The organism is Streptomyces sp. NPDC107500 (assembly GCF_055582785.1).
The window spans coordinates 864,950-889,013 of record NZ_JBVJPF010000003.1 but is presented as its reverse complement, the minus strand read 5'-3'; the positions used below and the strand labels follow the sequence as shown (position 1 = coordinate 889,013).

Below are 24,064 nucleotides of genomic sequence, written 5' to 3'. Positions count from 1 at the left end.
GGGCGACCGGCGTGCTCCGGACGGACATCGGCATGGACCCCGGCCTCCTGGCCGTCCTCGTCGCCGCGCTCTGGGGCGCGGCGACGGGCGCGCTGCTGCCCCGGGCCGCCTACCGGTTCTCCGCCCCGTCGGGGGAGGCATGGCGCGAGCGGTGCCCGCGGGAGCATCCGGTGCGCGGCTGGCTGGGGCGGGCCCGGTGCGGGCGGTGCCCGGCCGACGAGCCGTCCTACGGCCACCGCGCCGTGCCCCTCGCCCTCGTCACCGCGCTCGTCTGCGCCGCCCTCGCCGCCGCCACCGGCACCCGGCCCGAGCTGGCCGTCTGGCTGCTGCTCGCGCCGCCCGGCGTGCTGCTGGCCGTCGTCGACCTCCGGGTACGGCGGCTGCCCGACCCCCTCACCCTGCCGCTGGCCGGCGCCGCCGTCGCCCTCCTGGGCCTCGCCGCGCTGGTGCCCGAGCACGCGGGGGAGTGGACGACCGCCCTGCTGGGCGCCCTCGCCCTCGGCGCCGGCTACCTCGTCCTGTTCCTCATCAACCCGGCCGGCATGGGCTTCGGCGACGTGAAGCTGGCGCTCACCGCGGGCGCCGTCCTCGGCTGGTACGGCTGGCCCACGCTGATGCTGGGCACCTTCGCCGGGTTCCTGCTCGGCGCGTTCTACGGCGGCGCCCTCCTCGTCGCACGCCGCGCGGGCCGCAAGACGGCGATCCCGTTCGGTCCGTTCCTGATCGCGGGCGCCTTCCTCGGCGTACTGGCCGGGGCCTACGCGGCCTGAGCGCGGACGCCCGAAGGCCCTGGCGTACGCTGGTCAGGTCTGTCCACAACCCTTACGAACCTTGCGAAAGGGACGCCGGTGACCGAGAAGGCCGACCTTCAGCCCATCCTCGACCGCGCCGCCGCCGGTGGGCGGATCACCCCCGAAGAGGCGCTCGACCTCTACCGCGACGCCCCGCTGCACGCGCTGGGCGCCGCCGCCGACGCCGTACGCAGGCGCAGGTACGCCGGTACCGAGCACATCGCCACGTACATCATCGAGCGCAACATCAACTACACGAACGTGTGCGTCACGGCGTGCAAGTTCTGCGCCTTCTACGCGGCCCCCAAGGACACCAAGAAGGGCTGGAGCCGCGACCTCGACGACATCCTGCGCCGCTGCGCGGAGACCGTCGAGCTGGGCGGCACGCAGATCATGTTCCAGGGCGGCCACCACCCGGACTACGGCGTGGAGTACTACGAGAAGCACTTCGCGGCCATCAAGGCGGAGTTCCCGCAGCTCGTCATCCACAGCCTGGGGGCGAGCGAGGTCGAGCACATGGCGCGGATCTCGAAGGTCTCCGTGGAGGAGGCGATCCAGCGCATCCACACCGCCGGTCTCGACTCCTTCGCCGGCGCCGGTGCCGAACTGCTCCCCGAGCGCCCCCGCAAGGCGATCGCGCCGCTCAAGGAGTCCGGCGAGCGCTGGCTGGAGATCATGGAGATCGCGCACGGTCTCGGCGTGGAGTCGACGTCCACCATGCTGATGGGCACCGGCGAGACCAACGCCGAGCGCATCGAGCACCTGCGCATGATCCGGGACGTGCAGGACCGCACCGGCGGCTTCCGCGCCTTCATCCCGTACACCTACCAGCCCGAGAACAACCACCTGAAGGGCCGCACCCAGGCGACGCTCTTCGAGTACCTGCGGATGATCGCCATCGCCCGCCTCTTCATGGACAACGTCGCCCACATCCAGGGCTCGTGGCTGACCACCGGCAAGGAGGTCGGCCAGCTCTCCCTGCACTACGGCGCCGACGACCTCGGGTCGATCATGCTGGAGGAGAACGTGGTGTCGTCGGCCGGCGCCAAGCACCGCTCCAACCGGCTGGAGATCATCGACCTGATCCGCAAGGCCGGACGCGTCCCCGCGCAGCGCGCCACGACCTACGAGCACCTGGTCGTGCACGACGACCCGGCCAACGACCCCGTCGACGAGCGCGTGGTCTCCCACATCTCGTCCACGGCCATCGAGGGCGGCACCGCCCACCCCGAACTGAAGCTCCTCGCGCCCAACTGAGGCCGCCGTGCTGACGATCCACGCGGCCGACCAGGTCCGCGTCACCTGGGACTCGGTCCCCGTCGAGGACGGTGCCGTCGCCGTCGAGGGCTCCCGGATCGCCGCCGTGGGACCGCTGGCCGAACTGGCCGAGCGGTTCCCGGCCGCGCGGGTGCGGCGCTGGCCCGGCGTCCTCGGCCCGGCGCGCGTCCACGAGGGCCCGCTGCCGGACGCGCCCACCCCGCGTGAGCAGGTCCACGCCGTGCTGAAACTGGGCGCGGTGGCGGTGCTGGCGGAGCACGCCGATGCGCCCGGACTGCGGGCCGCGGCCGAGCGCAACGACGTCGTGGTGCTGACCCGGCCCCGCGCGGCCGCCCTCGCCGACCTCGGCCGGGCCGACCTCGCGGTCCTGGACGACGGCGGTGACTGCGTCGCCACGGTGTGCGCCGGGCGCCTGGTGCACCGCCGGCGCTGAGCACCGCTCCTCAGCCGCCGAACGCCGCCCCGAACGCCCCCGCCTCCTGCGCCACTCCGCTGCACTCGGTCGCCGCGTCGCCGGTGCCGTCCGTGCCGGTGCCGTCCGCGCACGGCTGGTCGCGGAAGGTCGCCCACACCGACACCCAGGCGATCCCCTTCTCCGCCGCGAAGGCCCGTACCTCGGCCGCGTCCGCGAGCGTGAACGTCTCCCCGGCGACGTCGTTGACGCCGAGCATCGACGTCAGCGCCATGCCCCGCCAGGCGTCCGCGTCGGAGGTCCCGAAGACCTCGCGCAGTTGGGCGTGGGCGGCCCGCGCCGAGGCGAGGGCGTAGTCGCCCATGTCACCGGTGTACGACTCGCCGTAGTTCATGGTCATGAGGTTGACCGCGCCGACCCGTACGCCGTGGTCGTTGGCGGACGCCAGCAGCGCCAGGGAGTCCGAGTCCAGGCCCGAGGGCATCACCGGGAGGGTGAAGGAGACCTCCAGGTCGCTCCGTTCCTCCTGGAGCAGCGCGATCGCCTGTGAGCGCAGCGCGACGGAGCCGGCGTCGGTCAGTTCGTCGCCCTCGATGTCGAAGTCCGCCCGCGTGGCCCCGGCCGCGTCCAGCGCCTCGCCGTAGGCCCGCGCGAGGTCGGAGGCGTCGTCGCAGGCGGCCGCCAGCTCCGTGCCGGAGGCGCCGCCGAAGGAGACCCGGACGGTGGCGCCGGACTCCGTGAGCTTCTGGGCGCGGGCGGTGGCCGAGGCGTCGTCGATGTCCTGGACACCGTTCCAGCGCGGGACGCAGTCGTCGCCCGAGGAGAGGACGAACGCCAGGTTGTACGTCGTCGGGTCGCCCGCCGTGTCGTTGGCGGACGCGGTGGTGGCGCTGACGTAGGGGGCGTAGGCGGTGCCCGGTGCCGAGGACCCGGACGGAGCCGCGCGGGCCGCGTCCGTCGTGCCGTCCTGTCCGGCGCACCCCGTGGTGGCCAGGGCGATCAGCAGGGCGCACCCGGCCGCCGCCTTCCGGTGAGCCCTCATGCGCGCACACTCCCGTTCTCGTCGTCGGACGGGTGAACGTCTCACGCCTTGCTGGGCCTTTCCTGAGGAAAGAGCGCGGTTTCCCGCCGTCCCACAGGACGCGGACAGGCTGCGCCGCATTTCACCGGGACCTCACAAGCAGCTCCGAGTTTCCGACAGGCAAAGCTCCCTAGCGTCCGGGTAATGCACTCCGAGCCAGACTTCGCCCCCGCCGCCGCCGTGCGTGGCCGCCGTCGCAAACGCGGCACCGCGCCGGCCGCCGGGCCCGTGTTCGTCGACAACTCCGGGCGCCGGGCCAGGCTGCTGCGCCGGCTCGGCCTGCTGATGGGGGCGGTCTGCGTCGGCTACGCGGCCGTGCTGGGCCTGGCCTTCATGGGCATCGGCACGTCGGTGAACCCTTCCTCGCTGCTGCCCTTCGCGGACGGCGGGGGCCAGGGCGGCCCGGGGCCCGGCGGAGGTGGCGCGCGTCCCCAGGGCGGCGTCGCCCCCACGGACAGCCCGCCTAGCCCGGCCGGCCCCGCGCGCCCCACCACCTCCGCTTCGCCCGCCGCCGCATCCTCTCCCTCTCCCTCCGCTTCCCCCGCCACCGCCACCGACTGACCGGACGCCCCCACCTCCATGACCACGCCCACGCCACCCCCCGCCCCGCCCGCACGGGGCCGCCGCCGCGCCCCCTCCCGCATCGAGCGGGCCGCCGGCCGCGCGGCCGCGCTGCAACGCCCGCGCGTCCTGCTGGCCCTGCTGCTCCTGCTCGCGCTGACCTGCGTGATGCTCCTCGACGGCTATCTGCGCGCGGAGGTCGGCGGCGACCAGCGCGTCCGTACCGGCGCGAGCGCGAGCGACGTACCCGACGACGTCCTCGACGGCGGGCCGATCCTCACCTTCCCCGGCGGAGAGGCCACCACCGTCTCCGTCCCGGACAAGACGATCGTGCTGACCTTCGACGACGGCCCGGACCCCACCTGGACGCCGCAGGTGCTGGACATCCTGGAGGAGTACGACGTGCCCGGCACGTTCTTCCTGGTCGGCTCGATGGTCGCGCGCCATCCGGACATCGTGCGGGACCTGGTCGAGCAGGGCAACGAGGTGGGCGTGCACACCTTCACCCACATCGACCTCTCCTACCAGAGCGAGGCCCGTGTCACGCGGGAGATCGAGCAGACCCAGCTGGCCCTCGCGGGCGCGGCCGGCATCACCACCACGCTGTTCCGGGCGCCGTACTCCTCGCAGACGGACGCGATCGACGACTACAGCTGGCCCGTATACGAGAACCTCGGCGAGGACGGCTACACCAGCGTCTTCATCGACACCGACAGCGACGACTGGAAGCGGCCCGGGGTCTCGAACATCGTGAAGTGGGCCACGCCCGAGGACGGCGAGGGCGCGTCCGTCCTCTTCCACGACGCGGGCGGCGAACGGTCGCAGACGATCGAGGCGTTGCCGAAGTACATCGAGAAGATGAAGGCGAAGGGCTACACCTTCACCACGGTCAGCGGAGCCATGGCCGGACAGCGGCCCACCGACGGGCCCGCCGACGGTCTCCAGGCCGCCCATCGCAAGGCCACCCTCGCCACCCTCTACGAGGGCAGGGCACTCGTCGCGGCCGTCGCCGTGGCCGAGTGGACGGTGCCGGCGCTGTCGGCCGGGCTCGTGGTCGTGGGCGTCGCCGTCCTGGGCCGGTTCGCGCTGATGCTGGTCCTCGCCCGCCGCCACCGCCGGCAGCGCAACAGACCCCGATTCCGCTGGGGTCCGCCCGTCAGCGGGCCGGTGAGCGTGATCGTCCCCGCGTACAACGAGAAGGAGTGCATCGAGGCGACCCTGAGATCGCTGGCCCGCAGCACCCATCCCATCGAGATCGTCGTCGTGGACGACGGTTCGACGGACGGCACCGCCGAGATCGCCGAGTCCCTGGCCCTGCCGAACGTCCGGGTCGTCCGGCAGGCCAACGCGGGCAAGCCCGCCGCCCTCAACAACGGTGTCCGGCACTCCCGGTACGACATCGTCGTGATGATGGACGGCGACACCGTCTTCGAGCCGGGCACCGTGGGGCATCTGGTGCAGCCCTTCGCCGATCCGACCGTGGGCGCGGTCGCGGGCAACGCCAAGGTCGGCAACCGGCGCACCCTCATCGGCGCCTGGCAGCACATCGAGTACGTGATGGGCTTCAACCTCGACCGGCGCATGTACGACCTGCTGCGCTGCATGCCCACCATCCCCGGCGCGATCGGCGCGTTCCGCAAGGCGGCCGTGGAGCGGGCCGGCGGCATGAGCGACGACACCCTCGCCGAGGACACGGACATCACCATCGCCCTGCACCGCGCGGGATGGCGGGTGGTCTACCAGGAGCACGCCCGTGCCTGGACGGAGGCGCCCGGCTCGCTCCGGCAGCTCTGGTCGCAGCGCTACCGCTGGTCCTACGGCACCATGCAGGCGCTGTGGAAGCACCGCCGTTCCCTGACCGACCGGGGGCCCTCGGGCCGGTTCGGCCGGGTCGGCATGCCGCTGGTCGTGCTCTTCCAGGTGGTCACGCCGCTCTTCGCCCCGCTCATCGACGTGTTCACCGTCTACTCGATGGTCTTCGTCGACTTCCGGGCGGCGCTGCTCGCGTGGCTGGCGGTGCTGGGCGTACAGCTGGGGTGCGCGGCGTACGCCTTCCGGCTCGACCGGGAGCGGTACCGGTACCTGCTGATGATGCCGCTCCAGCAGCTCGCGTACCGGCAGATGATGTACCTCGTCCTCATCCACTCCTGCGTCACCGCGCTCACCGGCGGCCGGCTGCGCTGGCAGAAGCTGAAGCGGACCGGCGAGGTGGGGACACCGGCGGGGACCGGGTGATGGGCGCGCACAGCGGGAAGGCCGTGGCGGGCCGGGACCGGTACTTCGACGCCCTGCGCGCCCTCGCGCTGGTCCGGGTGGTCGCGTACCACGCGTTCGGCTGGCCGTGGGCGGGACTGGTCCTGCCCTCCATGGGCGTCATGTTCGCCCTCGCCGGCGCCCTGATGGCGAAGTCGCTCCGGCGGCCCGCGACGGTGGTGGTCCGGAGCCGGCTGCGCCGCCTGCTGCCACCCTTCTGGTGCTGGGGCCTGTTCGTGGTGGGCGCGATGCTGGTGCACGGCTGGATGCCGGGCCGGGAGATCGTCTTCTGGGTGGTGCCGCTCGGCGATCCGCCGGGCAGCGCGTGGGGCGAGCAGGTCTGGGAGATCCTCTGGTACCTGCGGACGTACCTGTGGTTCGTGCTGCTCTCGCCGCTGCTGCTGCGGATCTTCCGGCGCGCGCCGGTCCTCGTGCTGGTGCTGTCCCTGGCCCCGGTCGTCGCGCTCCAGTACGGCCCGCAGCCCCCGGAGAACCGGTTCGGGTCGGCGCTCACCGACCTCGCCACGTACCTGTTCTGCTGGATCGTGGGCTTCGCCCTCCAAGAGGGCGTCCTGGAACGGCTGCGGCCGGCCCCCGTCGTCCTGGCCGCGTGCGCCGCGTCGGCGTACGGCGCCTGGTTCGCCCTCACGCACCAGGCCGAGTACGGCACCTACGACCTCGACGACATCCCGCTCGCGCAGGCCTTCTGGTCGGCCGGGTTCGTGACGCTGCTGATGTACGCGAAAGCGCGGCTCGGCATCGGCCTCGCGGGGCTCGCCCGGTTCCCCCGGCTCGACCGGCTGGTGACCCTGCTCAACGCCCGCGCGGTGACCGTCTACCTCTGGCACGAGCCGGCGCTCGTCCTCGCGGTGCTGGTCGTCGACTGCTTCTGGGAGATACCGGCCTTCGAGGCGTATCTGCCGCTGGAGAGCCAGTGGTTCCTGCTGGGCGTGGCCTGGGCGCTGATCGCGGTGTTCGTGCTGCTCTTCGGCTGGGTGGAGGATGTCGCCGCGCGGAAGAGGCCCCGACTGCTGCCGTACGGCGGTGCTGCAAGAATGGGCCCGTGACCCGCGCCTCTCTGAACAAGCAGCCGCACGAAGTCGCCTCGATGTTCGACCACGTCGCGCGACGGTACGACCTGACGAACGCCGTGCTGTCGCTCGGCCAGGACCGGGCGTGGCGCAAGGAGGTCGCCGCCGCCGTCGACGCCCGCCCCGCGCAGAAGGTTCTGGACCTCGCGGCCGGTACGGCGACCTCGTCGCTGCCCTTCGCCCGCACCGGCGCGTACGTCGTCCCCTGCGACTTCTCCCTCGGCATGCTCCAGGTGGGCAAGGAGCGGCACTCGTGGCTGCCGTTCACCGCGGGCGACGCGACACGGCTGCCGTTCGCCGACGACGTCTTCGACGCCGTCACCATCTCCTTCGGGCTGCGCAACGTGCAGGACACGGACGCGGCGCTGCGCGAGATGTACCGGGTGACGCGGCCCGGCGGCCGGGTGGTCATCTGCGAGTTCTCGCACCCGACCTGGACGCCGTTCCGGACCGTCTACACCGAGTACCTGATGCGCGCCCTGCCGCCGGTGGCCCGCGCGGTGTCGTCCAACCCGGACGCGTACGTCTACCTCGCCGAGTCGATCCGCGCCTGGCCCGACCAGCCGGCGCTCGCCCGGCGGCTGGGCGAGGCGGGCTGGTCGAAGGTGGCGTGGCGGAACCTGACGGGCGGCGTGGTGGCGCTGCACCGGGGCTTCAAGGCGAGCTGAGGGCCGCGCAGTGCGGCGCGGGGCCGGGCGGTGTCCCGCCGGGTTCGCCCGGTTCACCGTCCGGCTCGGCCAGCTCCCGCCGGAGCCCGCCCAGCGGCGGCCGCGGCACCCGTGGCTCGCGGATGCCCCCGCCGCCCTCGCCCTCCCCGAAGTCGAACCACACGTACACCGTCGACTCCCGCGGCACCCGCGCCCCGGGCTGCGGAAACTGGCGTACGACGTGGTCGACGACGGCGAGTCGCACATCGGGCCGGTCCGACGCGTACAGGGACAGGCCCCACGCGCGTGCCGTCTCCCGCGCGTCCACGGCCATCAGGCCGACCAGGCGCGGTACGTGGACATCGGGTTTCTCGGGTACCAGGCGCACGGACGTCACCCCCAGCGGTACCCGGCAGCGTAGCTCCGCCGCGCACCGCCCGGAAGCGCCAAGTGGCTTTCTGTGACACTTGATTACACTGAGTCACGCTCCGTGGAGGGGGAGGCGGTAGCAGTGGCCCTGCCGGTCGGAGCCGGGGATGGTGAAGACCTCGGCGAGCCGCATGCCCAGCCGTTCCGTGACCGCGATGGACCGGGCGTTGCGCGCGTTGACCATCGCGACCACCTCCGCCACGCCCGCACCGCGCACCCGCTCCAGCGTCTGCCGGGCCGCCTCCGTGACGTACCCCTTGCCCCAGTGCGCCCGCCCGAGCCGCCAGCCGATCTCGATCTCGCCCTTGGGACCCCACTCGCCCGGCCAGGGCTGGGCGCCGGTGAAACCGATGACCTGCCCGGACTCGTCCACCATGGTCCACAGGCAGAAGCCGCGTTCGGCGTCGTGCCGGCGCTGGCGCGCGGTCAGCTCCTCGTAGACGGACAGTTCCGCCGCCCGGCCGCCGTGGAACTCCATGACGTCCGGATCGGCGAAGATCCGGTGCCAGGCGACGGCGTCCTCGTCGGTGGGGACGCGCAACCGTACAACGGGCACAGCTCGGTTCACTGGGCAGCCCTTCAGCCGGGTGATCGGTGACGCTGAATAGACTGCCCATGTCCAGTGCCCGTCGGCACGCAGATTTCGAACTCTGGGGAGATCCCGCCGTGACCGAGCCCCTCTCCGAAAACACCGCCGATGTGATCGTCGTGGGCGCGGGGCCAGCCGGCTCCACGGCCGCGTACCACCTGGCCAAGGCTGGGCTCGACGTCCTCCTGCTGGAGAAGACCGCCTTCCCCCGGGAGAAGGTCTGCGGCGACGGACTGACCCCGCGCGCGGTCAAGCAGCTCGTCGCCATGGGGATCGACATCTCCGAGGAGGCCGGCTGGCTGCGCAACAAGGGCCTGCGCATCATCGGCGGCGGCTCCCGCCTCCAGCTGGACTGGCCGGATCTGGCCTCCTTCCCGGACTACGGACTCGTCCGCAAGCGCGACGACTTCGACGAGCAGCTCGCCCGGCAGGCCCAGAAGGCCGGCGCCCGCCTGTACGAGCGCTGCAACGTCGGCGCCCCCGTCGTCGACGACCGCACCGGCCGCATCACCGGCGTGCACGCCAAGCTGGGCGAGGACAAGCGCGAGGTCACCTTCCACGCGCCGCTGGTCGTGGCCGCCGACGGCAACTCGACGCGGCTGTCCCTGGCGATGGGCCTGCACCGCCGCGAGGACCGCCCGATGGGCGTCGCGGTCCGCACGTACTTCACCTCGCCCCGCCACGACGACGACTACCTGGAGTCCTGGCTCGAGCTGTGGGACCGGCGCGGCCCCCAGGACCGCCTGCTGCCGGGCTACGGCTGGATCTTCGGCATGGGCGACGGCACCTCCAACGTCGGCCTGGGCGTGCTGAACACCTCCGCCTCCTTCAAGGACCTCGACTGGCGCGAGATCCTCAAGGCCTGGTGCGCGTCCATGCCCGAGGACTGGGGCTACACCCCGGACAACATGACCGGCCCGATCCGCGGCGCCGCCCTGCCCATGGCCTTCAACCGCCAGCCCCACTACACCAAGGGCCTGCTCCTGGTCGGCGACGCCGGCGGCCTGGTGAACCCCTTCAACGGCGAGGGCATCGCCTACGCCATGGAGTCCGCCCAGATCGCCGCCGACGTCATCGTCCAGGCGCACGCGCGGGCCACGCCGGCCCAGCGGGAGATCGCCCTCCAGCGCTACCCGCGCGTCCTGAAGGACACCTACGGCGGCTACTACACGCTGGGCCGCGCCTTCGTGAAGCTCATCGGCAACCCGAAGGTCATGCAGATCGCGGCCCAGCGCGGCCTCACCCACCCCGTCCTGATGAAGTTCACCCTCAAGATGCTCGCCAACCTGACGGACCCGACGGGCGGCGACGCGATGGACCGCATCATCAACGGACTGAGCAAGGTCGCGCCCAAGGCGTGATCAGCCCTCGGGCCCCTCGTCGAGGGCGCGGGCGTTGACGTCCCGGCGCGCGAAGACCTCCGCGCGCCGGTCCGCCGACTGCCGCAGCGCGGCCTTCCGCTCCCGCGCGGAGAGCCGGTCCAGGTACACCTGCCCGTTCACGTGGTCGGTCTCGTGGGCGAGGCAGCGCGCGAAGTAGCCGGTGCCCTCGACGAGCAGCGGCGCCCCGTCCTTGTCGAGGCCCCGCACGACGGCCCGGTCGGGCCGCGGTACGGCCATGACGGCACCCGGCACCGACAGGCATCCCTCGCCCTCGTCGAGCAGCCGCCGGTCGGCCGGGTCCAGGGGCTCAAGGACCGGGTTCACGATGTGCCCGACATGTCGGACACCGTCGTCGTCGGGGCAGTCGTAGACGAACAGCCGCAGCGCGACCCCGACCTGATTGGCCGCCAGCCCGGCCCCTTCGGCGACGTACATCGTGCGGAACATGTCGTCGATGAGCGCGGCCAGGTCGGGACCGAACTCGGTGACGTCCCGGCAGGGCTTGTGCAGCACTTCCTCACCGACCTCGGTCACGCGCCGCACCGACCCGCGCCGGGCCTCGGGCGCGAGCGGCGGATACGCGGCGGTGGGCCGCCCCTGTACGAACACACTCGGCATGACGTTCTCTCCTCCGGCTCGTGAACGGACCGACGGGACCGCCGACCCGCGCCCGAGCATGCCAGGAGGCGCGGCGGGGCCGCGCGTGATCCGGACGGGGGCGGGGTGCCGGGGGTGCGCGGCGGAGGGGGTCTGAGTGGCCGGGGTGAGCGGGCCGGCCGGGGGGCGTCGGGGTGCGGCAGGGTGGCGGGGCGCCCAGGGGGCGGTGAAGTGCCACTGGGCGGCGAGAGTGGCCGGGAATGGCGCGAGGCCGGGGGCGTCCGGGGACGCGGGAGGGCGACGGAGTGCCCAGAAGGGTGCCACGGGGGCGAGGGAACGCCGGGCGCGGGTCGCCGGCAGGCGACGGGGCGCCGAGCGGAGCCGTGGGGGCGGTGGCGAGCCGGCATCTGGCGGCGGGCGCCGAGGAGGACGTGAGGGGCGTCGGGACGTGGCGAAGGGCCGCAGCCCCCGAGCGGCTGCGGCCCTTCGTACGGATGTGCCCGAGTGCTACAGGACGCGGACCGCGCCGCTCGGCGGGTCGTAGTCGAGGGTCTGCTTGACGACACCCGTGGAGGAGTTCTGCGCGCCGACGAACATGCCGTCGCCGACGTAGATGCCCACGTGGTACGCGCTGCCCGCGCCACCCCAGTACAGGATGTCGCCCGGCTGGAGGTTGCCGAGGCCGACCTGGGTGCCGGCCGTCGACTGGTCCTGGGAGACCCGGGGGAGGCTGATGCCGACCTGCTTGAAGGCGGCCTGCACGAGACCGGAGCAGTCGTAGGCGGACGGGCCGGTGGCGCCGGAGACGTACGCCTTGCCGACCTGCGCCTGCGCGAAGGCGACGACCGCGGCGGCCGAACCGGTGGCGGTGGACGTGCTGGTGCCGCTGTCCGAGCTGCTGGCGGTGCCGGTGTCCGCGGAGGCGCTGAGCGTGGTGCGCTCGGCGCTGCGGGCGGCGCGCTCGGCGGCCTCCTTGCGCTCGGCCTCCTCGGCCTTCTTCTTGGCCTCCGCGGCCTTCTTCTTGGCGTCGGCGAGGTCGGCCTTGGCCTGCTTGGCGGCCTTGGCGGCAGCCGCGTCACGCTCGGCACGCAGCTCGTAGCTCGACGCCGCCTGCTGCGTGACGTCGGCGGACTGGGCGACCTGAGCGGCCAGGTCGGCCGTCAGGGTGGGCAGTTCGAGGGTCTGCGTCACCGGTTCGGCCGCGTTGGCCGACCCCGACGCACCGGCGACTGCCAGGGTGCTGAGGACGCCACCGGCAACTCCGGCCCGCATCGCGATTTTCGACGCGCTGCGGCGGGGCTTCCGGTGGCTGCGTATGTGAGCGGTGTGGGACATAGGGACAACCGGTATCAGTAGCTCCTCCATACCTTCAAGAAACGTGTGCTGCGCCACAGTTGTTCAATCGAGCCTCCGAACGTCGGGCGTGTCGCTCTTTATTGACGCCGTAACGGACATTGCGGACGGCCCATATCAGGGCTGTGATCACGGTCTTTGATCATTACGCCCGAATTGCCCCGCACCTACCACTGGTTGGTTCAGTTGGCCAAGCCCGCTTCTCATGGGCCTCTCATGAATGTGGCGCAGGTCACGGAACGGTTACCCCGGCGCCTGCGTCTCGGCGCGCCCGAGTGCTCGTGAACGCGTGCACGTGTCCACATCGCACCCCGCGCCTCCCTCCGACGTGTGAACGCGTCCTCTATCAAGCCATTCCGTCCAGCGCCAATTTGCATGCAAGGGAAGCATCTTGATATGGAGACGCCCCTCGGAGACCCGCCCTGGCCAGCGGCGACGATCGAAAATGTCACCTCTGGTGATCAGCTGAACGCTTCTTGTGTGAAGATCACCGCTCATCCGACTTCATGATCGTTCGTCAGGTGGTGGAGATCACAAAGCTTGTGCAATACCCCGTGTCGCAGATCACAGAGCGGCGGGCATAGGATGCGAGGCAGTTGGGCTTGTGACCTGCTTCACATGTTCGCGATCTTCGCCGGGACGAGCGGGGCTCGTGGGGCTGTTGGGGCGGCTGTGAGTCCAGTGCAACCGCCAGCAGTCAGTGCCGACTGAGAGGAGCGAGGAGCGGTGAACGCGTATGCGCCCATCCTCGTACTGGGAGCCCTCGGGGCAGGCTTTGCGATCTTCTCCGTGGTCATGGCCACGCTGATCGGTCCGAAGCGGTACAACCGGGCGAAGCTCGAGGCCTACGAGTGCGGCATCGAGCCGACCCCCACGCCGGCCGGCGGCGGGCGCTTCCCCATCAAGTACTACCTGACGGCGATGCTCTTCATCATCTTCGATATCGAGATCGTCTTCCTCTACCCCTGGGCCGTCACCTTCGACGCCCTGGGGATTTTCGGGCTCGTGGAGATGCTGCTCTTCGTGCTCACCGTCTTCGTCGCGTACGCGTACGTATGGCGGCGCGGCGGCCTGGAATGGGACTGAGGGGCCTTTGACATGGGACTCGAAGAAAAACTGCCGAGCGGCTTCCTGCTGACCACCGTCGAGCAGGCCGCGGGCTGGGTGCGCAAGTCGTCCGTCTTCCCCGCCACGTTCGGCCTCGCCTGCTGTGCCATCGAGATGATGACCACCGGCGCCGGCCGCTACGACCTGGCGCGCTTCGGCATGGAGGTCTTCCGCGGCTCGCCGCGGCAGGCGGACCTGATGATCGTCGCGGGCCGGGTCAGCCAGAAGATGGCGCCGGTGCTGCGGCAGGTCTACGACCAGATGCCGAACCCGAAATGGGTGATCTCCATGGGGGTCTGCGCCTCCTCGGGCGGCATGTTCAACAACTACGCCATCGTCCAGGGCGTCGACCACATCGTCCCGGTCGACATCTATCTCCCCGGCTGCCCGCCGCGGCCCGAGATGCTGATGGACGCCATCCTCAAGCTCCACCAGAAGATCCAGAGCTCCAAGCTCGGGGTCAACGCGGAGGAAGCGGCCCGCGAGGCGGAGGAAGCGGCGCTCAAGGCCCTGCCCACCATCGAGATGAAGGGGCTGCTGCGGTGAGCGACGCCAACGACACCCCGGGTGACGCGAACGGGGTGAACCCCGAGAAGGACCTCTCCGCGGAGAACCTGCCGGGCCAGCGCGGCCAGGGCGGCGAGGAGATCCGCGTCCAGCGCGGCATGTTCGGCGCCAACAACGGCGGCGACACCTCCGGCTACGGCGGCCTGGTCCGCTCCGTCCGCCTTCCCGGACCGGCGAGCAGGCCCTACGGCGGCTGGTTCGACGAGGTCGCCGACGAACTCGAGGGCGCGCTGGAGGAGCAGGGACTCCTGCCCGACAACGCCATCGAGAAGACGGTCGTCGACCGCGACGAGCTGACCTTCCACATCGAGCGCGAGCACCTGGTCCGCGTCGCCCGCACCCTGCGCGACGACCCGGCCCTGCGCTTCGAGCTGTGCACCGGCGTCAGCGGCGTGCACTACCCGCACGACAAGGGCCGCGAGCTGCACGCCGTCTACCACCTGCGCTCGATCACCCACAACCGGCTGATCCGCCTCGAAGTCAGCGCCCCCGACGCCGACCCGCACATTCCGTCGCTGGTCGCCGTCTATCCGACGAACGACTGGCACGAGCGGGAGGCCTACGACTTCTTCGGCATCGTCTTCGACGATCACCCGGCCCTGACGCGGATCATGATGCCGGACGACTGGCAGGGCTTTCCGCAGCGCAAGGACTATCCCCTCGGCGGCATCCCCGTCGAGTACAAGGGCGCCCAGATCCCGGCTCCGGACCAGCGGAGGTCGTACTCGTGAGCACTTCACACGCCTCCCCCAGGGAGACCACCGAGGGCACCGTCTACACGGTCACCGGCGGTGACTGGGACGAGGTCGTCCAGTCCGCCGCCCGCGCCGACGACGAGCGCATCGTCGTCAACATGGGTCCGCAGCACCCGTCCACGCACGGCGTGCTCCGCCTGATCCTGGAGATCGACGGCGAGACGGTCAGCGAGGCCCGCTGCGGCATCGGCTACCTGCACACCGGCATCGAGAAGAACCTCGAGTACCGGACCTGGACGCAGGGCACCACCTTCGTGACGCGCATGGACTACCTGACGCCGTTCTTCAACGAGACGGCGTACTGCCTGGGCGTCGAGAAGCTGCTCGGCATCGAGGACCAGATCCCGGACCGGGCCACGATCATCCGCGTCCTGCTGATGGAGCTGAACCGGCTCTCCTCGCACCTCGTGTGCATCGCCACCGGCGGCATGGAGCTGGGCGCCACCACGATCATGATCTACGGCTTCCGCGATCGTGAACTGGTTCTCGACGTCTTCGAGCTGATCACCGGCCTCCGGATGAACCACGCGTACATCCGCCCCGGCGGGCTCGCCCAGGACCTGCCGCCCGGCGCGGTGGACCAGATGCGCGAGCTGGTGAAGAAGATGAAGAAGAACCTCCCGGAGTACGACAAGCTCGCCACCGGGAACCCCATCTTCAAGGGCCGCATGCAGGACGTCGGCTACCTCGACCTGGCCGGCTGCATGGCCCTCGGCGCCACCGGCCCGGTGCTCAGGTCCACCGGCCTGCCGCACGACCTGCGCAAGAGCCAGCCGTACTGCGGCTACGAGACGTACGACTTCGACGTCCCGACCGCCGACACCTGCGACTCCTACGGCCGCTTCCTGATCCGGCTGGAGGAGATGCGCCAGTCGCTCAGGATCGTCGAGCAGTGCCTGGACCGGCTGGAGCCCGGACCGGTCATGGTCGCCGACAAGAAGATCGCCTGGCCCGCACAGCTCGCCCTGGGACCGGACGGACTCGGCAACTCCCTCGACCACATCAAGAAGATCATGGGCACCTCCATGGAGGCCCTGATCCACCACTTCAAGCTGGTCACCGAGGGCTTCCGGGTGCCGCCGGGACAGGCGTACGCGGCGGTCGAGTCGCCCAAGGGCGAGCTGGGGGTGCACGTCGTCTCCGACGGCGGCACCCGCCCCTTCCGGGTCCACTTCCGCGACCCGTCCTTCACCAACCTTCAGGCCATGGCGGCGATGTGCGAGGGCGGCCAGGTCGCCGACGTCATCGTCGCCGTGGCCTCCATCGACCCCGTGATGGGAGGCGTCGACCGGTGACCACCTCTTCTTCGGAGCGGGGCGTCAGCCTGGGCATGCCGGAGCTGCCCGCGCCCGCCTACCCGGACGACGTCCGGGCCCGGCTGGAGACCGACGCGCGCGAGATCGTCGCGCGCTACCCGGACTCCCGGTCCGCCCTCCTGCCGCTGCTGCACCTCGTGCAGGCGGAGGAGGGGTACGTCACGCGGACCGGCATGCGGTTCTGCGCGGACGTGCTGGGCCTCACCACCGCCGAGGTCACCGCGGTCGCCACCTTCTACTCCATGTACCGGCGCCGGCCGAGCGGCGACTACCAGGTCGGCGTCTGCACCAACACGCTGTGCGCGGTCATGGGCGGCGACGCCATCTTCGAGTCCCTCCAGGAGCACCTGGGCGTCGGCAACGGCGAGACCACCGAGGACGGCAAGGTCACCCTGGAGCACATCGAGTGCAACGCGGCCTGCGACTTCGCACCGGTCGTGATGGTCAACTGGGAGTTCTTCGACGACCAGACCCCGGCGAGCGCCCGTGCCCTCGTCGACGACCTGCGCGCGGGACGGCAGGTGACGCCCACGCGCGGGGCGCCGCTGTGCACCTTCAAGGAGACGGCCCGGATCCTGGCGGGCTTCCCCGACGAGCGGGACGGCGCCGTCGCGGCCGGCGGCAGCGCGGGCCCCGCCTCCCTGGCCGGCCTGAGGCTGGCCAAGGGCGAGACGTCCGCCGCGCGCGTGGTGCACCCGCGGGACGGCGGGCCGCACGACGCCGCGCCGGACCGGGACGTGCACGAGCCGTCACCGACGGAACACCTCAGCTCGCACGACGCGCCGCAGGACACGTCGGCGTCCGACCCGGCCAACCCGGCAGGGCCTACCGCCGAGGAGGGTGAGTGATGACCGTGGCCGCCGAGATCAAGGGCAGCAGCCCGGAGAAGCTGCTCGCACCCGTGCTGTCGGCCTTCTGGGACGAGGACGAGTCCTGGACTCTGGACGTCTACCGGAGGCACGAAGGGTACGAGGGGCTCCGCAAGGCCCTGGCGATGGCGCCGGACGACCTGATCGCGTACGTCAAGGAGTCCGGTCTGCGGGGACGCGGCGGCGCCGGCTTCCCGACGGGGATGAAGTGGCAGTTCATTCCCCAGGGTGACGGCAAGCCTCACTATCTCGTTGTCAACGCCGACGAATCGGAGCCGGGGACCTGCAAGGACATCCCGCTCCTCTTCGCGAACCCGCACAGCCTCATCGAGGGCATGATCATCGCGTGCTACGCCATCCGGTCGTCGCACGCCTTCATCTACCTGCGTGGTGAAGTCGTCCCCGTACTGCGGCGGTTGCACGAGGCCGTGCGCGAGGCCTACGCGGCCGGCTTCCTCGGCGAGAACATCCTGGGCAGCGGACTCGACCTCGACATCACCGTGCACGCGGGCGCGGGCGCGTACATCTGCGGTGAGGAGACCGCACTGCTCGACTCGCTCGAAGGCCGCCGGGGTCAACCGCGGCTCCGTCCCCCCTTCCCCGCCGTCGCGGGCCTCTACGCGTGCCCGACTGTGGTGAACAACGTCGAATCCATCGCTTCCGTTCCCGCGATCCTGAACAAGGGCAAGGAGTGGTTCAGGTCGATGGGCAGCGAGAAGTCCCCGGGCTTCACGCTGTACTCGCTCAGCGGCCACGTGGCGGGCCCCGGCCAGTACGAGGCCCCGCTCGGCATCACGCTGCGCCAGCTCCTCGACATGAGCGGCGGCATGCGGCCCGGCCACCGGCTGAAGTTCTGGACACCGGGCGGCTCCTCGACGCCGATGTTCACCGACGAGCACCTCGACGTCCCCCTCGACTACGAGGGAGTGGGCGCCGCGGGTTCCATGCTCGGCACCAAGGCGCTCCAGTGCTTCGACGAGACGACCTGCGTCGTGCGCGCCGTCACCCGCTGGACCGAGTTCTACGCCCACGAGTCCTGCGGCAAGTGCACCCCCTGCCGTGAGGGCACGTACTGGCTCGTGCAGTTGCTGCGCGACATCGAGGCCGGCAAGGGCGTGATGTCCGACCTCGACAAGCTGAACGACATCGCCGACAACATCAACGGCAAGTCGTTCTGCGCCCTCGGCGACGGCGCCGCCTCGCCGATCTTCTCCTCGCTCAAGTACTTCCGCGAGGAGTACGAGCAGCACATCACGGGCCGCGGCTGCCCCTTCGACCCGGCCAGGTCGACGGCCTGGGCCGACCACCGTACGGAGGTGAACGCATGACTGTGACCACCAGCGCTCCCTCCGGCGGAGGAGAGGCTGCGGTCCCGCCCGAGGACCTCGTGTCGCTCACGATCGACGGCGCCGAGATCAGCGTGCCCAAGGGCACCCTGGTCATCCGGGCCGCCGAACAGCTCGGCATCGAGATCCCGCGCTTCTGCGACCACCCCCTCCTCGACCCGGCCGGCGCCTGCCGGCAGTGCATCGTCGAGGTCGAGGGCCAGCGCAAGCCCATGGCGTCCTGCACCATCACCTGCACCGACGGCATGGTGGTCAAGACGCAGCTCACCTCGCCCGTCGCCGAGAAGGCCCAGCACGGGGTGATGGAGCTGCTGCTCATCAACCACCCGCTGGACTGCCCGGTCTGCGACAAGGGCGGCGAGTGCCCGCTTCAGAACCAGGCGATGTCGCACGGCCAGTCCGAGTCCCGCTTCGAGGGCAAGAAGCGGACGTACGAGAAGCCCGTGCCCATCTCCACGCAGGTGCTGCTCGACCGGGAGCGCTGCGTGCTCTGCGCCCGCTGCACCCGGTTCTCCAACCAGATCGCCGGCGACCCGATGATCGAGCTGATCGAGCGGGGCGCGCTCCAGCAGGTCGGCACCGGCGAGGGCGACCCCTTCGAGTCGTACTTCTCCGGCAACACCATCCAGATCTGCCCGGTCGGCGCGCTCACCTCGGCGGCCTACCGGTTCCGCTCCCGCCCCTTCGACCTGATCTCCTCGCCGTCGGTCTGCGAGCACTGCTCCGGCGGCTGCGCGACCCGCACCGACCACCGGCGCGGCAAGGTCATGCGGCGTCTCGCGGCCAACGAGCCCGAGGTCAACGAGGAGTGGATCTGCGACAAGGGGCGCTTCGGGTTCCGGTACGCGCAGCAGCGGGACCGGCTGACCACCCCCCTGGTGCGCAACGCGGAGGGCGACCTGGAGCCGGCCTCGTGGCCGGAGGCCCTACAGATCGCCGCGCAGGGGCTGCTCGCCTCCAGGGGCCGCACCGGCGTGCTGACCGGCGGCCGGCTCACCGTCGAGGACGCGTACACGTACAGCAAGTTCGCGCGCGTGGCGCTCGACACCAACGACATCGACTTCCGCGCGCGCGTGCACAGCGCCGAGGAGGCCGACTTCCTGGCCGCCCGGATCGCCGGCCGCGGCCGCGACCTGGACGGTACGGGCGTCACCTACACCGCGCTGGAGAAGGCGCCCGCCGTCCTGCTGGTCGGGTTCGAGGCCGAGGAGGAGGCGCCCGGCGTCTTCCTGCGGCTGCGCAAGGCCTGGCGGGGGCACGGGCAGAAGGTCTTCTCGCTGGCCACGCACGCCACCCGGGGCCTGGAGAAGGCCGGTGGCACGCTGCTGCCCGCCGCTCCCGGCACCGAGACCGAGTGGCTGGACGCCCTCGCGAGCGGCGTCGGCCTTGAGGAGGGCGGCGGCCAGGCGGCCGAGGCGCTGCGCGCCGAGGGCTCCGTGATCGTCGTCGGCGAACGGCTGGCCTCCGTGGCCGGGGGTCTGACCTCCGCCGTACGGACCGCCGCCGCGACCGGCGCCCGGCTGGTGTGGATCCCGCGCCGGGCCGGGGAGCGCGGCGCGATCGAGGCCGGCGCGCTGCCGTCGCTGCTGCCCGGCGGCCGCCCGGCGACCGACCCGCGCGCGCGTGAGGAGGTCGCCGCGGTCTGGGGCCTGGCCGACCTCCCGCACCGCTTCGGCCGGGACACCGGCGAGATCGTCGAGGCCGCGGCCCGGGGCGAACTCCAGGCGCTGCTGGTGGCGGGCGTGGAGGTCGCCGACCTGCCCGACCCGGCACGCGCGCGTGCGGCGCTCGACGAGGCCGGTTTCGTCGTGTCGCTGGAGCTGCGGCCCAGCGAGGTCACCGAACGCGCCGACGTGGTCCTGCCTGTCGCCGCGGTCGCCGAGAAGCCGGGCACCTTCCTCAACTGGGAGGGCCGGGTGCGCTTCTTCGAGGCGGCGCTCAAGCCCGACCAGATGACCCGCCGCCTCGCGCCCACCGACGGCCGCGTCCTTCAGATGCTGGCCGACGCCATGGACGTCCACCTCGGCCTGCCGGATCTGCGCACCACACGCGCGGAGATCGACCGGCTCGGCGCCTGGGACGGGCCGCGGGCCGGCGAGCCGCTGCAGACCGCGAGCGCGCTGCCGCGCCCGGCCGCCGGTGAGGCCGTCCTGGCCGGGCACCGGCTGCTGCTCGACCAGGGCCTGCTCCAGGTGGGCGACGAGGCGCTGGCCGGCACCCGGCACGCCGCGCACGCACGCGTGTCGGCCGCCACGGCCGCGGAGGCCGGTGTCGAGGACGGCGACCTGCTGGCCGTGACCGGACCCGCCGGGGCCGTCGCCCTCCCGCTCCAGGTCACCGAGATGCCCGACCGGGTGGTCTGGCTCCCGCTGAACTCGGCCGGCACCGGCGTCGCCTCCGACGCCGGGGTGCTGCCCGGGTCCCTCGTCCGCATCGGTCCGGCGGCGTCCGCCGGCGAGGCCCCCAAGGAGGTGGAGGCATGAGCCCGTACCTCGCCGCTGAAGACCTCTCGATGTTCGGCACCGACCCCTGGTGGCTGGTCGTCGTCAAGGCGGTGTTCTGCTTCGCCTTCCTGATGGTGACCGTGCTGTTCTCCATCGTGTGGGAGCGCAAGGTCGTCGCCTGGATGCAGCTGCGCATCGGGCCGAACCGGCACGGCCCCTGGGGCATGCTCCAGTCGCTCGCCGACGGCATCAAGCTGATGCTCAAGGAAGACCTGATCGTCAAGCGCGCCGACAAGGCGGTGTACGTCCTCGCGCCGATCGTCGCGGCCATCCCGGCCTTCATGGCGATCGCGGTGATCCCCTTCGGTCCGGCCGGCAACGAGGTCTCGATCTTCGGTCACCGCACCGCGATGCAGCTCACCGACCTGCCGATCGCCATGCTGTTCATCCTGGCCGTCGCCTCGGTCGGCATCTACGGCATCGTGCTGGCGGGCTGGAGCTCGGGATCGACGTACCCGCTGCTCGGCGGACTGCGGTCCTGCGCGCAGATGATCTCCTACGAGATCGCGATGGGCGCCGCGTTCGCCTCGGTCTTCCTCTACTCCGGGTCGATGTCCACGTCGGAGATCGTCGCGCAGCAGGGCGACCGCTGGTACATCGTGCTGCTGCCGGTCTCCTTCATCCTCTACGTCGTCACGATGATCGGCGAGACCAACCGCGCCCCCTTCGACATGCCGGAGTCCGAGGGCGACCTGGTGGGCGGCTTCAACACCGAGTACTCGTCCATCAAGTTCGCGATGTTCATGCTCGCCGAGTACGTGAACATGGTGACCGTCTCGGCGGTCGCCACCACGCTGTTCCTGGGCGGCTGGCGGGCCCCGTGGCCGGTCAGCACCTTCTGGGAGGGCGCCAACCACGGCTGGTGGCCGCTGCTCTGGTTCGTCGTCAAGGTCCAGTTGCTGCTGTTCTTCTTCATCTGGCTGCGCGGCACGCTCCCGCGTGTCCGCTACGACCAGTTGATGAAGCTCGGCTGGAAGGTCCTCATCCCGGTCTCCCTGGTCTGGCTGATGCTGGTCGCGACCGTGCGGGCCCTGCGGAACGAGAACTACGACTTCGCCGACATCGCCCTCTACGTCGGCGGCGGTGTCCTGGCCCTGCTGCTGTTGTCCTTCGCCGTGGACATCTTCCGCGACAAGGGCAAGCGGGCCGAGGTGCCCCCCGAGGAGCCCGCCGCCTTCGACCCGATGGCCGGCGGATTCCCCGTACCGCCGATGCCCGGACAGGAGTTGCCGCCGGTGCCACGACGCCGCCCGCGCCGGGAGCGGGAGCTGATTGTCAGTGGTGGGCCCGATACTCAGAGTGACGGACCTGCGGGCGGATCTACGGATGGAAAGGAGGCGTCCGATGGCTGAGGAACCCAAGGAGACCAACCCCGGTTTCCAGAACCCCGTGGCCGGCTTCGGCGTGACCTTCAAGGCCATGTTCAAGAAGCGGCTGACCGAGCAGTACCCGGAGCAGCAGAAGACCACCGCTCCGCGCTTCCACGGACGGCACCAGCTCAACCGCCATCCGGACGGCCTGGAGAAGTGCGTCGGGTGCGAACTGTGCGCCTGGGCCTGCCCCGCGGACGCCATCTACGTGGAGGGCGCGGACAACACCGACGAGGAGCGCTACTCGCCGGGCGAGCGGTACGGCCGCGTCTACCAGATCAACTACGCCCGCTGCATCCTGTGCGGCCTGTGCATCGAGGCGTGCCCCACGCGCGCGCTGACGATGACCAACGAGTTCGAACTGGCCGACTCCAGCCGCGCCAACCTCATCTTCACCAAGGACCAGCTGCTGGCCGGCCTGGAGGAGGGCATGGTCGACTCGCCCCACGCCATCTACCCGGGCACGGACGAGCAGGACTACTACCGGGGCCTGGTGACCGAGGCGGCCCCCGGCACCGAGCAGCAGGTCGCGCACTCCAAGGGCGAGGTCGTCCAGGAGGGCGACTCGACCTTCGGCGGGACCGAACCGGCGTCGGAGAAGGTGATCCGCGGATGAGCGCGCAGCTCGCCGCCGCGGCGACCCTCTCGGCCGGCACCTCCACCGGGGAGGCCGTCCAGTTCTGGATCCTCGGCACGGTCGCGGTGATCGGCGCCCTGTGCACCGTCTTCATGCGGAAGGCCGTGCACAGCGCGCTCTGCCTCGCCGGGACCATGATCGTGCTGGCGGTGTTCTACCTCGCCAACGGCGCCTACTTCCTCGGCATCGTGCAGATCGTCGTCTACACCGGCGCGGTCATGATGCTGTTCCTGTTCGTGGTGATGCTCGTCGGCGTCACCGCGGCGGACTCCCTGAAGGAGACCATCAAGGGCCAGCGCTGGCTGGCCCTCGTCTCCGGGCTCGGCTTCGGCATCCTGCTGATCGCCGGCATCGGCAACGCCTCGTTGCAGGAGACCACCGGCCTCGCCCAGGCGAACGCGAACGGGAACGTGGAGGGCATCGCGTCCCTCATCTTCACCAAGTACGTCTTCGCCTTCGAGATCACCGGCGCGCTGCTCATCACGGCCGCCGTCGGCGCCATGGTGCTCACCCACCGCGAGCGCACCGAACGCGCGGCGACCCAGCGCGAACTGGCCGAGCGGCGCGTCCGCGAGGGCAAGCACCTGCCGCCGCTCCCGGCACCCGGCGTGTACGCCCGGCACAACGCGGTCGACATCGCGGGCCTGCTGCCCGACGGCACCCCGTCCGAGCTGACCGTCAGCAGGACGCTGCGCGAGCGGGGCCAGATCCGCGACGTGTCGACCCAGGCGCTGGGCGACCTGAAGGCCCTGGAGCAACGGTCCGAGGAGCGCCTGGAGCGTGGCGCGGCCGGGCCGGACAACTCCAAGCGGTCCGAGGAGGCGTCGAAGTGAACCCCGTCAACTACCTGTACCTCGCGGCCCTGTTGTTCACGATCGGCGCCACCGGCGTCCTGATCCGGCGCAACGCGATCGTGGTCTTCATGTGCATCGAGCTGATGCTCAACGCCTGCAACCTCGCGTTCGTCGCCTTCTCCCGCATGCACGGCAACCTCGACGGCCAGATCATCGCCTTCTTCACGATGGTCGTCGCCGCCGCGGAGGTCGTCGTCGGGCTCGCGATCATCGTGTCCCTGTTCCGTTCCCGCCACTCGGCCTCGGTCGACGACGCCAGCCTGATGAAGCTGTGA

The 24,064-nt window shown here is 71.3% G+C and carries 24 protein-coding genes; 19 read left to right on the top strand and 5 right to left on the bottom strand.

Annotated elements, in window-relative coordinates:
- Nucleotides 1-32 precede the first annotated feature (32 nt).
- From ACZ67M_RS15705 to ACZ67M_RS15695, 3 genes are all read left to right on the top strand, one after another.
- Entirely contained in the window at nucleotides 33-770 is a 738-nt protein-coding gene (locus tag ACZ67M_RS15705) for a prepilin peptidase (protein WP_392009720.1), read from the top strand.
- A gap of 78 nt (nucleotides 771-848) precedes the next feature.
- Nucleotides 849-2,048, top strand: a complete 1,200-nt coding sequence (mqnC, locus tag ACZ67M_RS15700; RefSeq protein WP_122615659.1) for a cyclic dehypoxanthinyl futalosine synthase — start codon at nucleotides 849-851, stop codon at nucleotides 2,046-2,048.
- Between the two features lie 7 nt (nucleotides 2,049-2,055).
- A complete protein-coding gene (locus tag ACZ67M_RS15695) occupies nucleotides 2,056-2,502 on the top strand; it encodes an imidazolonepropionase-like domain-containing protein (RefSeq protein ID WP_361353165.1) in 447 nt (148 codons plus the stop codon).
- A 10-nt stretch (nucleotides 2,503-2,512) separates the two neighbouring features.
- Here the strand turns inward: ACZ67M_RS15695 and ACZ67M_RS15690 are convergent, their stop codons facing one another.
- Nucleotides 2,513-3,523, bottom strand: a complete 1,011-nt coding sequence (locus ACZ67M_RS15690; RefSeq protein WP_392009726.1) for a chitinase — start codon at nucleotides 3,521-3,523, stop codon at nucleotides 2,513-2,515.
- A gap of 183 nt (nucleotides 3,524-3,706) precedes the next feature.
- Between ACZ67M_RS15690 and ACZ67M_RS15685 the strand changes: the two genes are divergently transcribed.
- The 4 genes from ACZ67M_RS15685 to ACZ67M_RS15670 are packed head-to-tail and all read left to right on the top strand — an operon-like array spanning nucleotide 3,707 to nucleotide 8,135.
- Nucleotides 3,707-4,123, top strand: coding sequence for a hypothetical protein (locus ACZ67M_RS15685; protein ID WP_469851195.1), 417 nt, complete (start codon nucleotides 3,707-3,709; stop codon nucleotides 4,121-4,123).
- A gap of 18 nt (nucleotides 4,124-4,141) precedes the next feature.
- Entirely contained in the window at nucleotides 4,142-6,358 is a 2,217-nt protein-coding gene (locus ACZ67M_RS15680) for a bifunctional polysaccharide deacetylase/glycosyltransferase family 2 protein (RefSeq protein WP_469851193.1), read from the top strand.
- Nucleotides 6,358-7,443: an acyltransferase family protein gene (locus ACZ67M_RS15675; RefSeq protein ID WP_469851192.1), complete on the top strand. Its 1,086-nt coding sequence runs from the start codon at nucleotides 6,358-6,360 to the stop codon at nucleotides 7,441-7,443. Before ACZ67M_RS15680 ends, ACZ67M_RS15675 begins: the two co-directional genes overlap by 1 nt.
- Nucleotides 7,440-8,135, top strand: a complete 696-nt coding sequence (locus ACZ67M_RS15670; protein ID WP_122615664.1) for a demethylmenaquinone methyltransferase — start codon at nucleotides 7,440-7,442, stop codon at nucleotides 8,133-8,135. Before ACZ67M_RS15675 ends, ACZ67M_RS15670 begins: the two co-directional genes overlap by 4 nt.
- On the opposite strand, the gene ACZ67M_RS15665 is transcribed toward ACZ67M_RS15670, so the two are convergent.
- Complete coding sequence (locus ACZ67M_RS15665; RefSeq protein WP_361353148.1) at nucleotides 8,122-8,502, bottom strand: PASTA domain-containing protein; 381 nt, start codon at nucleotides 8,500-8,502, stop codon at nucleotides 8,122-8,124. The two genes, ACZ67M_RS15670 and ACZ67M_RS15665, sit on opposite strands and share 14 nt — an antisense overlap.
- A gap of 93 nt (nucleotides 8,503-8,595) precedes the next feature.
- Nucleotides 8,596-9,111, bottom strand: coding sequence for a GNAT family N-acetyltransferase (locus ACZ67M_RS15660; protein WP_361353145.1), 516 nt, complete (start codon nucleotides 9,109-9,111; stop codon nucleotides 8,596-8,598).
- A 47-nt stretch (nucleotides 9,112-9,158) separates the two neighbouring features.
- Here ACZ67M_RS15660 and ACZ67M_RS15655 point away from each other — a divergent pair, with 47 nt between their 5' ends.
- Entirely contained in the window at nucleotides 9,159-10,493 is a 1,335-nt protein-coding gene (locus tag ACZ67M_RS15655; protein ID WP_125492822.1) for a geranylgeranyl reductase family protein, read from the top strand.
- On the opposite strand, the gene def is transcribed toward ACZ67M_RS15655, so the two are convergent.
- Nucleotides 10,494-11,132 carry a peptide deformylase gene (def, locus tag ACZ67M_RS15650; protein WP_469851191.1) on the bottom strand — a complete coding sequence of 213 codons (639 nt, stop codon included), beginning with the start codon at nucleotides 11,130-11,132 and terminating at the stop codon, nucleotides 10,494-10,496.
- A gap of 486 nt (nucleotides 11,133-11,618) precedes the next feature.
- Nucleotides 11,619-12,446 (bottom strand): C40 family peptidase, encoded by an 828-nt coding sequence (locus ACZ67M_RS15645; RefSeq protein WP_361353138.1) that lies wholly within the window; start codon nucleotides 12,444-12,446, stop codon nucleotides 11,619-11,621.
- Nucleotides 12,447-13,190: 744 nt separating this feature from the next.
- Between ACZ67M_RS15645 and ACZ67M_RS15640 the strand changes: the two genes are divergently transcribed.
- The 11 genes from ACZ67M_RS15640 to nuoK are packed head-to-tail and all read left to right on the top strand — an operon-like array spanning nucleotide 13,191 to nucleotide 24,064.
- A complete protein-coding gene (locus ACZ67M_RS15640; RefSeq protein ID WP_003974383.1) occupies nucleotides 13,191-13,550 on the top strand; it encodes an NADH-quinone oxidoreductase subunit A in 360 nt (119 codons plus the stop codon).
- Between the two features lie 12 nt (nucleotides 13,551-13,562).
- Nucleotides 13,563-14,117, top strand: coding sequence for a NuoB/complex I 20 kDa subunit family protein (locus ACZ67M_RS15635; protein WP_018528252.1), 555 nt, complete (start codon nucleotides 13,563-13,565; stop codon nucleotides 14,115-14,117).
- Nucleotides 14,114-14,869, top strand: coding sequence for an NADH-quinone oxidoreductase subunit C (locus ACZ67M_RS15630; protein WP_361353135.1), 756 nt, complete (start codon nucleotides 14,114-14,116; stop codon nucleotides 14,867-14,869). The genes ACZ67M_RS15635 and ACZ67M_RS15630 overlap by 4 nt, the downstream gene beginning before the upstream one ends.
- The gene (locus ACZ67M_RS15625; RefSeq protein ID WP_122615670.1) at nucleotides 14,866-16,188 is read left to right on the top strand and encodes an NADH-quinone oxidoreductase subunit D; all 1,323 of its coding nucleotides are present in this window, start codon (nucleotides 14,866-14,868) and stop codon (nucleotides 16,186-16,188) included. Before ACZ67M_RS15630 ends, ACZ67M_RS15625 begins: the two co-directional genes overlap by 4 nt.
- Nucleotides 16,185-17,057, top strand: a complete 873-nt coding sequence (gene nuoE / locus ACZ67M_RS15620) for an NADH-quinone oxidoreductase subunit NuoE (protein ID WP_385794366.1) — start codon at nucleotides 16,185-16,187, stop codon at nucleotides 17,055-17,057. Before ACZ67M_RS15625 ends, nuoE begins: the two co-directional genes overlap by 4 nt.
- Entirely contained in the window at nucleotides 17,054-18,406 is a 1,353-nt protein-coding gene (gene nuoF, locus ACZ67M_RS15615; RefSeq protein WP_185832416.1) for an NADH-quinone oxidoreductase subunit NuoF, read from the top strand. Before nuoE ends, nuoF begins: the two co-directional genes overlap by 4 nt.
- The gene (locus tag ACZ67M_RS15610; RefSeq protein ID WP_469851189.1) at nucleotides 18,403-20,907 is read left to right on the top strand and encodes an NADH-quinone oxidoreductase subunit G; all 2,505 of its coding nucleotides are present in this window, start codon (nucleotides 18,403-18,405) and stop codon (nucleotides 20,905-20,907) included. The genes nuoF and ACZ67M_RS15610 overlap by 4 nt, the downstream gene beginning before the upstream one ends.
- The gene (nuoH, locus tag ACZ67M_RS15605; RefSeq protein ID WP_361353124.1) at nucleotides 20,904-22,280 is read left to right on the top strand and encodes an NADH-quinone oxidoreductase subunit NuoH; all 1,377 of its coding nucleotides are present in this window, start codon (nucleotides 20,904-20,906) and stop codon (nucleotides 22,278-22,280) included. The genes ACZ67M_RS15610 and nuoH overlap by 4 nt, the downstream gene beginning before the upstream one ends.
- The gene (gene nuoI, locus ACZ67M_RS15600) at nucleotides 22,273-22,914 is read left to right on the top strand and encodes an NADH-quinone oxidoreductase subunit NuoI (RefSeq protein WP_361353121.1); all 642 of its coding nucleotides are present in this window, start codon (nucleotides 22,273-22,275) and stop codon (nucleotides 22,912-22,914) included. The genes nuoH and nuoI overlap by 8 nt, the downstream gene beginning before the upstream one ends.
- Entirely contained in the window at nucleotides 22,911-23,768 is an 858-nt protein-coding gene (locus ACZ67M_RS15595; RefSeq protein WP_361353118.1) for an NADH-quinone oxidoreductase subunit J, read from the top strand. Before nuoI ends, ACZ67M_RS15595 begins: the two co-directional genes overlap by 4 nt.
- Entirely contained in the window at nucleotides 23,765-24,064 is a 300-nt protein-coding gene (nuoK, locus tag ACZ67M_RS15590) for an NADH-quinone oxidoreductase subunit NuoK (RefSeq protein WP_003974374.1), read from the top strand. The genes ACZ67M_RS15595 and nuoK overlap by 4 nt, the downstream gene beginning before the upstream one ends.

What these genes read in the sequence shown, in the direction of transcription:
- ACZ67M_RS15705 (WP_392009720.1), top strand. Translation starts at nt 33, where the DNA reads ATGGACCCCGGCCTCCTGGCCGTCCTCGTCGCCGCGCTCTGGGGCGCG.
- ACZ67M_RS15690 (WP_392009726.1), bottom strand. Translation starts at nt 3,523, where the DNA reads ATGAGGGCTCACCGGAAGGCGGCGGCCGGGTGCGCCCTGCTGATCGCC.
- ACZ67M_RS15685 (WP_469851195.1), top strand. Translation starts at nt 3,707, where the DNA reads ATGCACTCCGAGCCAGACTTCGCCCCCGCCGCCGCCGTGCGTGGCCGC.
- ACZ67M_RS15680 (WP_469851193.1), top strand. Translation starts at nt 4,142, where the DNA reads ATGACCACGCCCACGCCACCCCCCGCCCCGCCCGCACGGGGCCGCCGC.
- ACZ67M_RS15675 (WP_469851192.1), top strand. Translation starts at nt 6,358, where the DNA reads ATGGGCGCGCACAGCGGGAAGGCCGTGGCGGGCCGGGACCGGTACTTC.
- ACZ67M_RS15655 (WP_125492822.1), top strand. Translation starts at nt 9,159, where the DNA reads ATGTCCAGTGCCCGTCGGCACGCAGATTTCGAACTCTGGGGAGATCCC.
- def (WP_469851191.1), bottom strand. Translation starts at nt 11,132, where the DNA reads ATGCCGAGTGTGTTCGTACAGGGGCGGCCCACCGCCGCGTATCCGCCG.
- ACZ67M_RS15645 (WP_361353138.1), bottom strand. Translation starts at nt 12,446, where the DNA reads ATGTCCCACACCGCTCACATACGCAGCCACCGGAAGCCCCGCCGCAGC.
- ACZ67M_RS15635 (WP_018528252.1), top strand. Translation starts at nt 13,563, where the DNA reads ATGGGACTCGAAGAAAAACTGCCGAGCGGCTTCCTGCTGACCACCGTC.
- ACZ67M_RS15610 (WP_469851189.1), top strand. Translation starts at nt 18,403, where the DNA reads ATGACTGTGACCACCAGCGCTCCCTCCGGCGGAGGAGAGGCTGCGGTC.
- nuoH (WP_361353124.1), top strand. Translation starts at nt 20,904, where the DNA reads ATGAGCCCGTACCTCGCCGCTGAAGACCTCTCGATGTTCGGCACCGAC.
- nuoI (WP_361353121.1), top strand. Translation starts at nt 22,273, where the DNA reads ATGGCTGAGGAACCCAAGGAGACCAACCCCGGTTTCCAGAACCCCGTG.
- ACZ67M_RS15595 (WP_361353118.1), top strand. Translation starts at nt 22,911, where the DNA reads ATGAGCGCGCAGCTCGCCGCCGCGGCGACCCTCTCGGCCGGCACCTCC.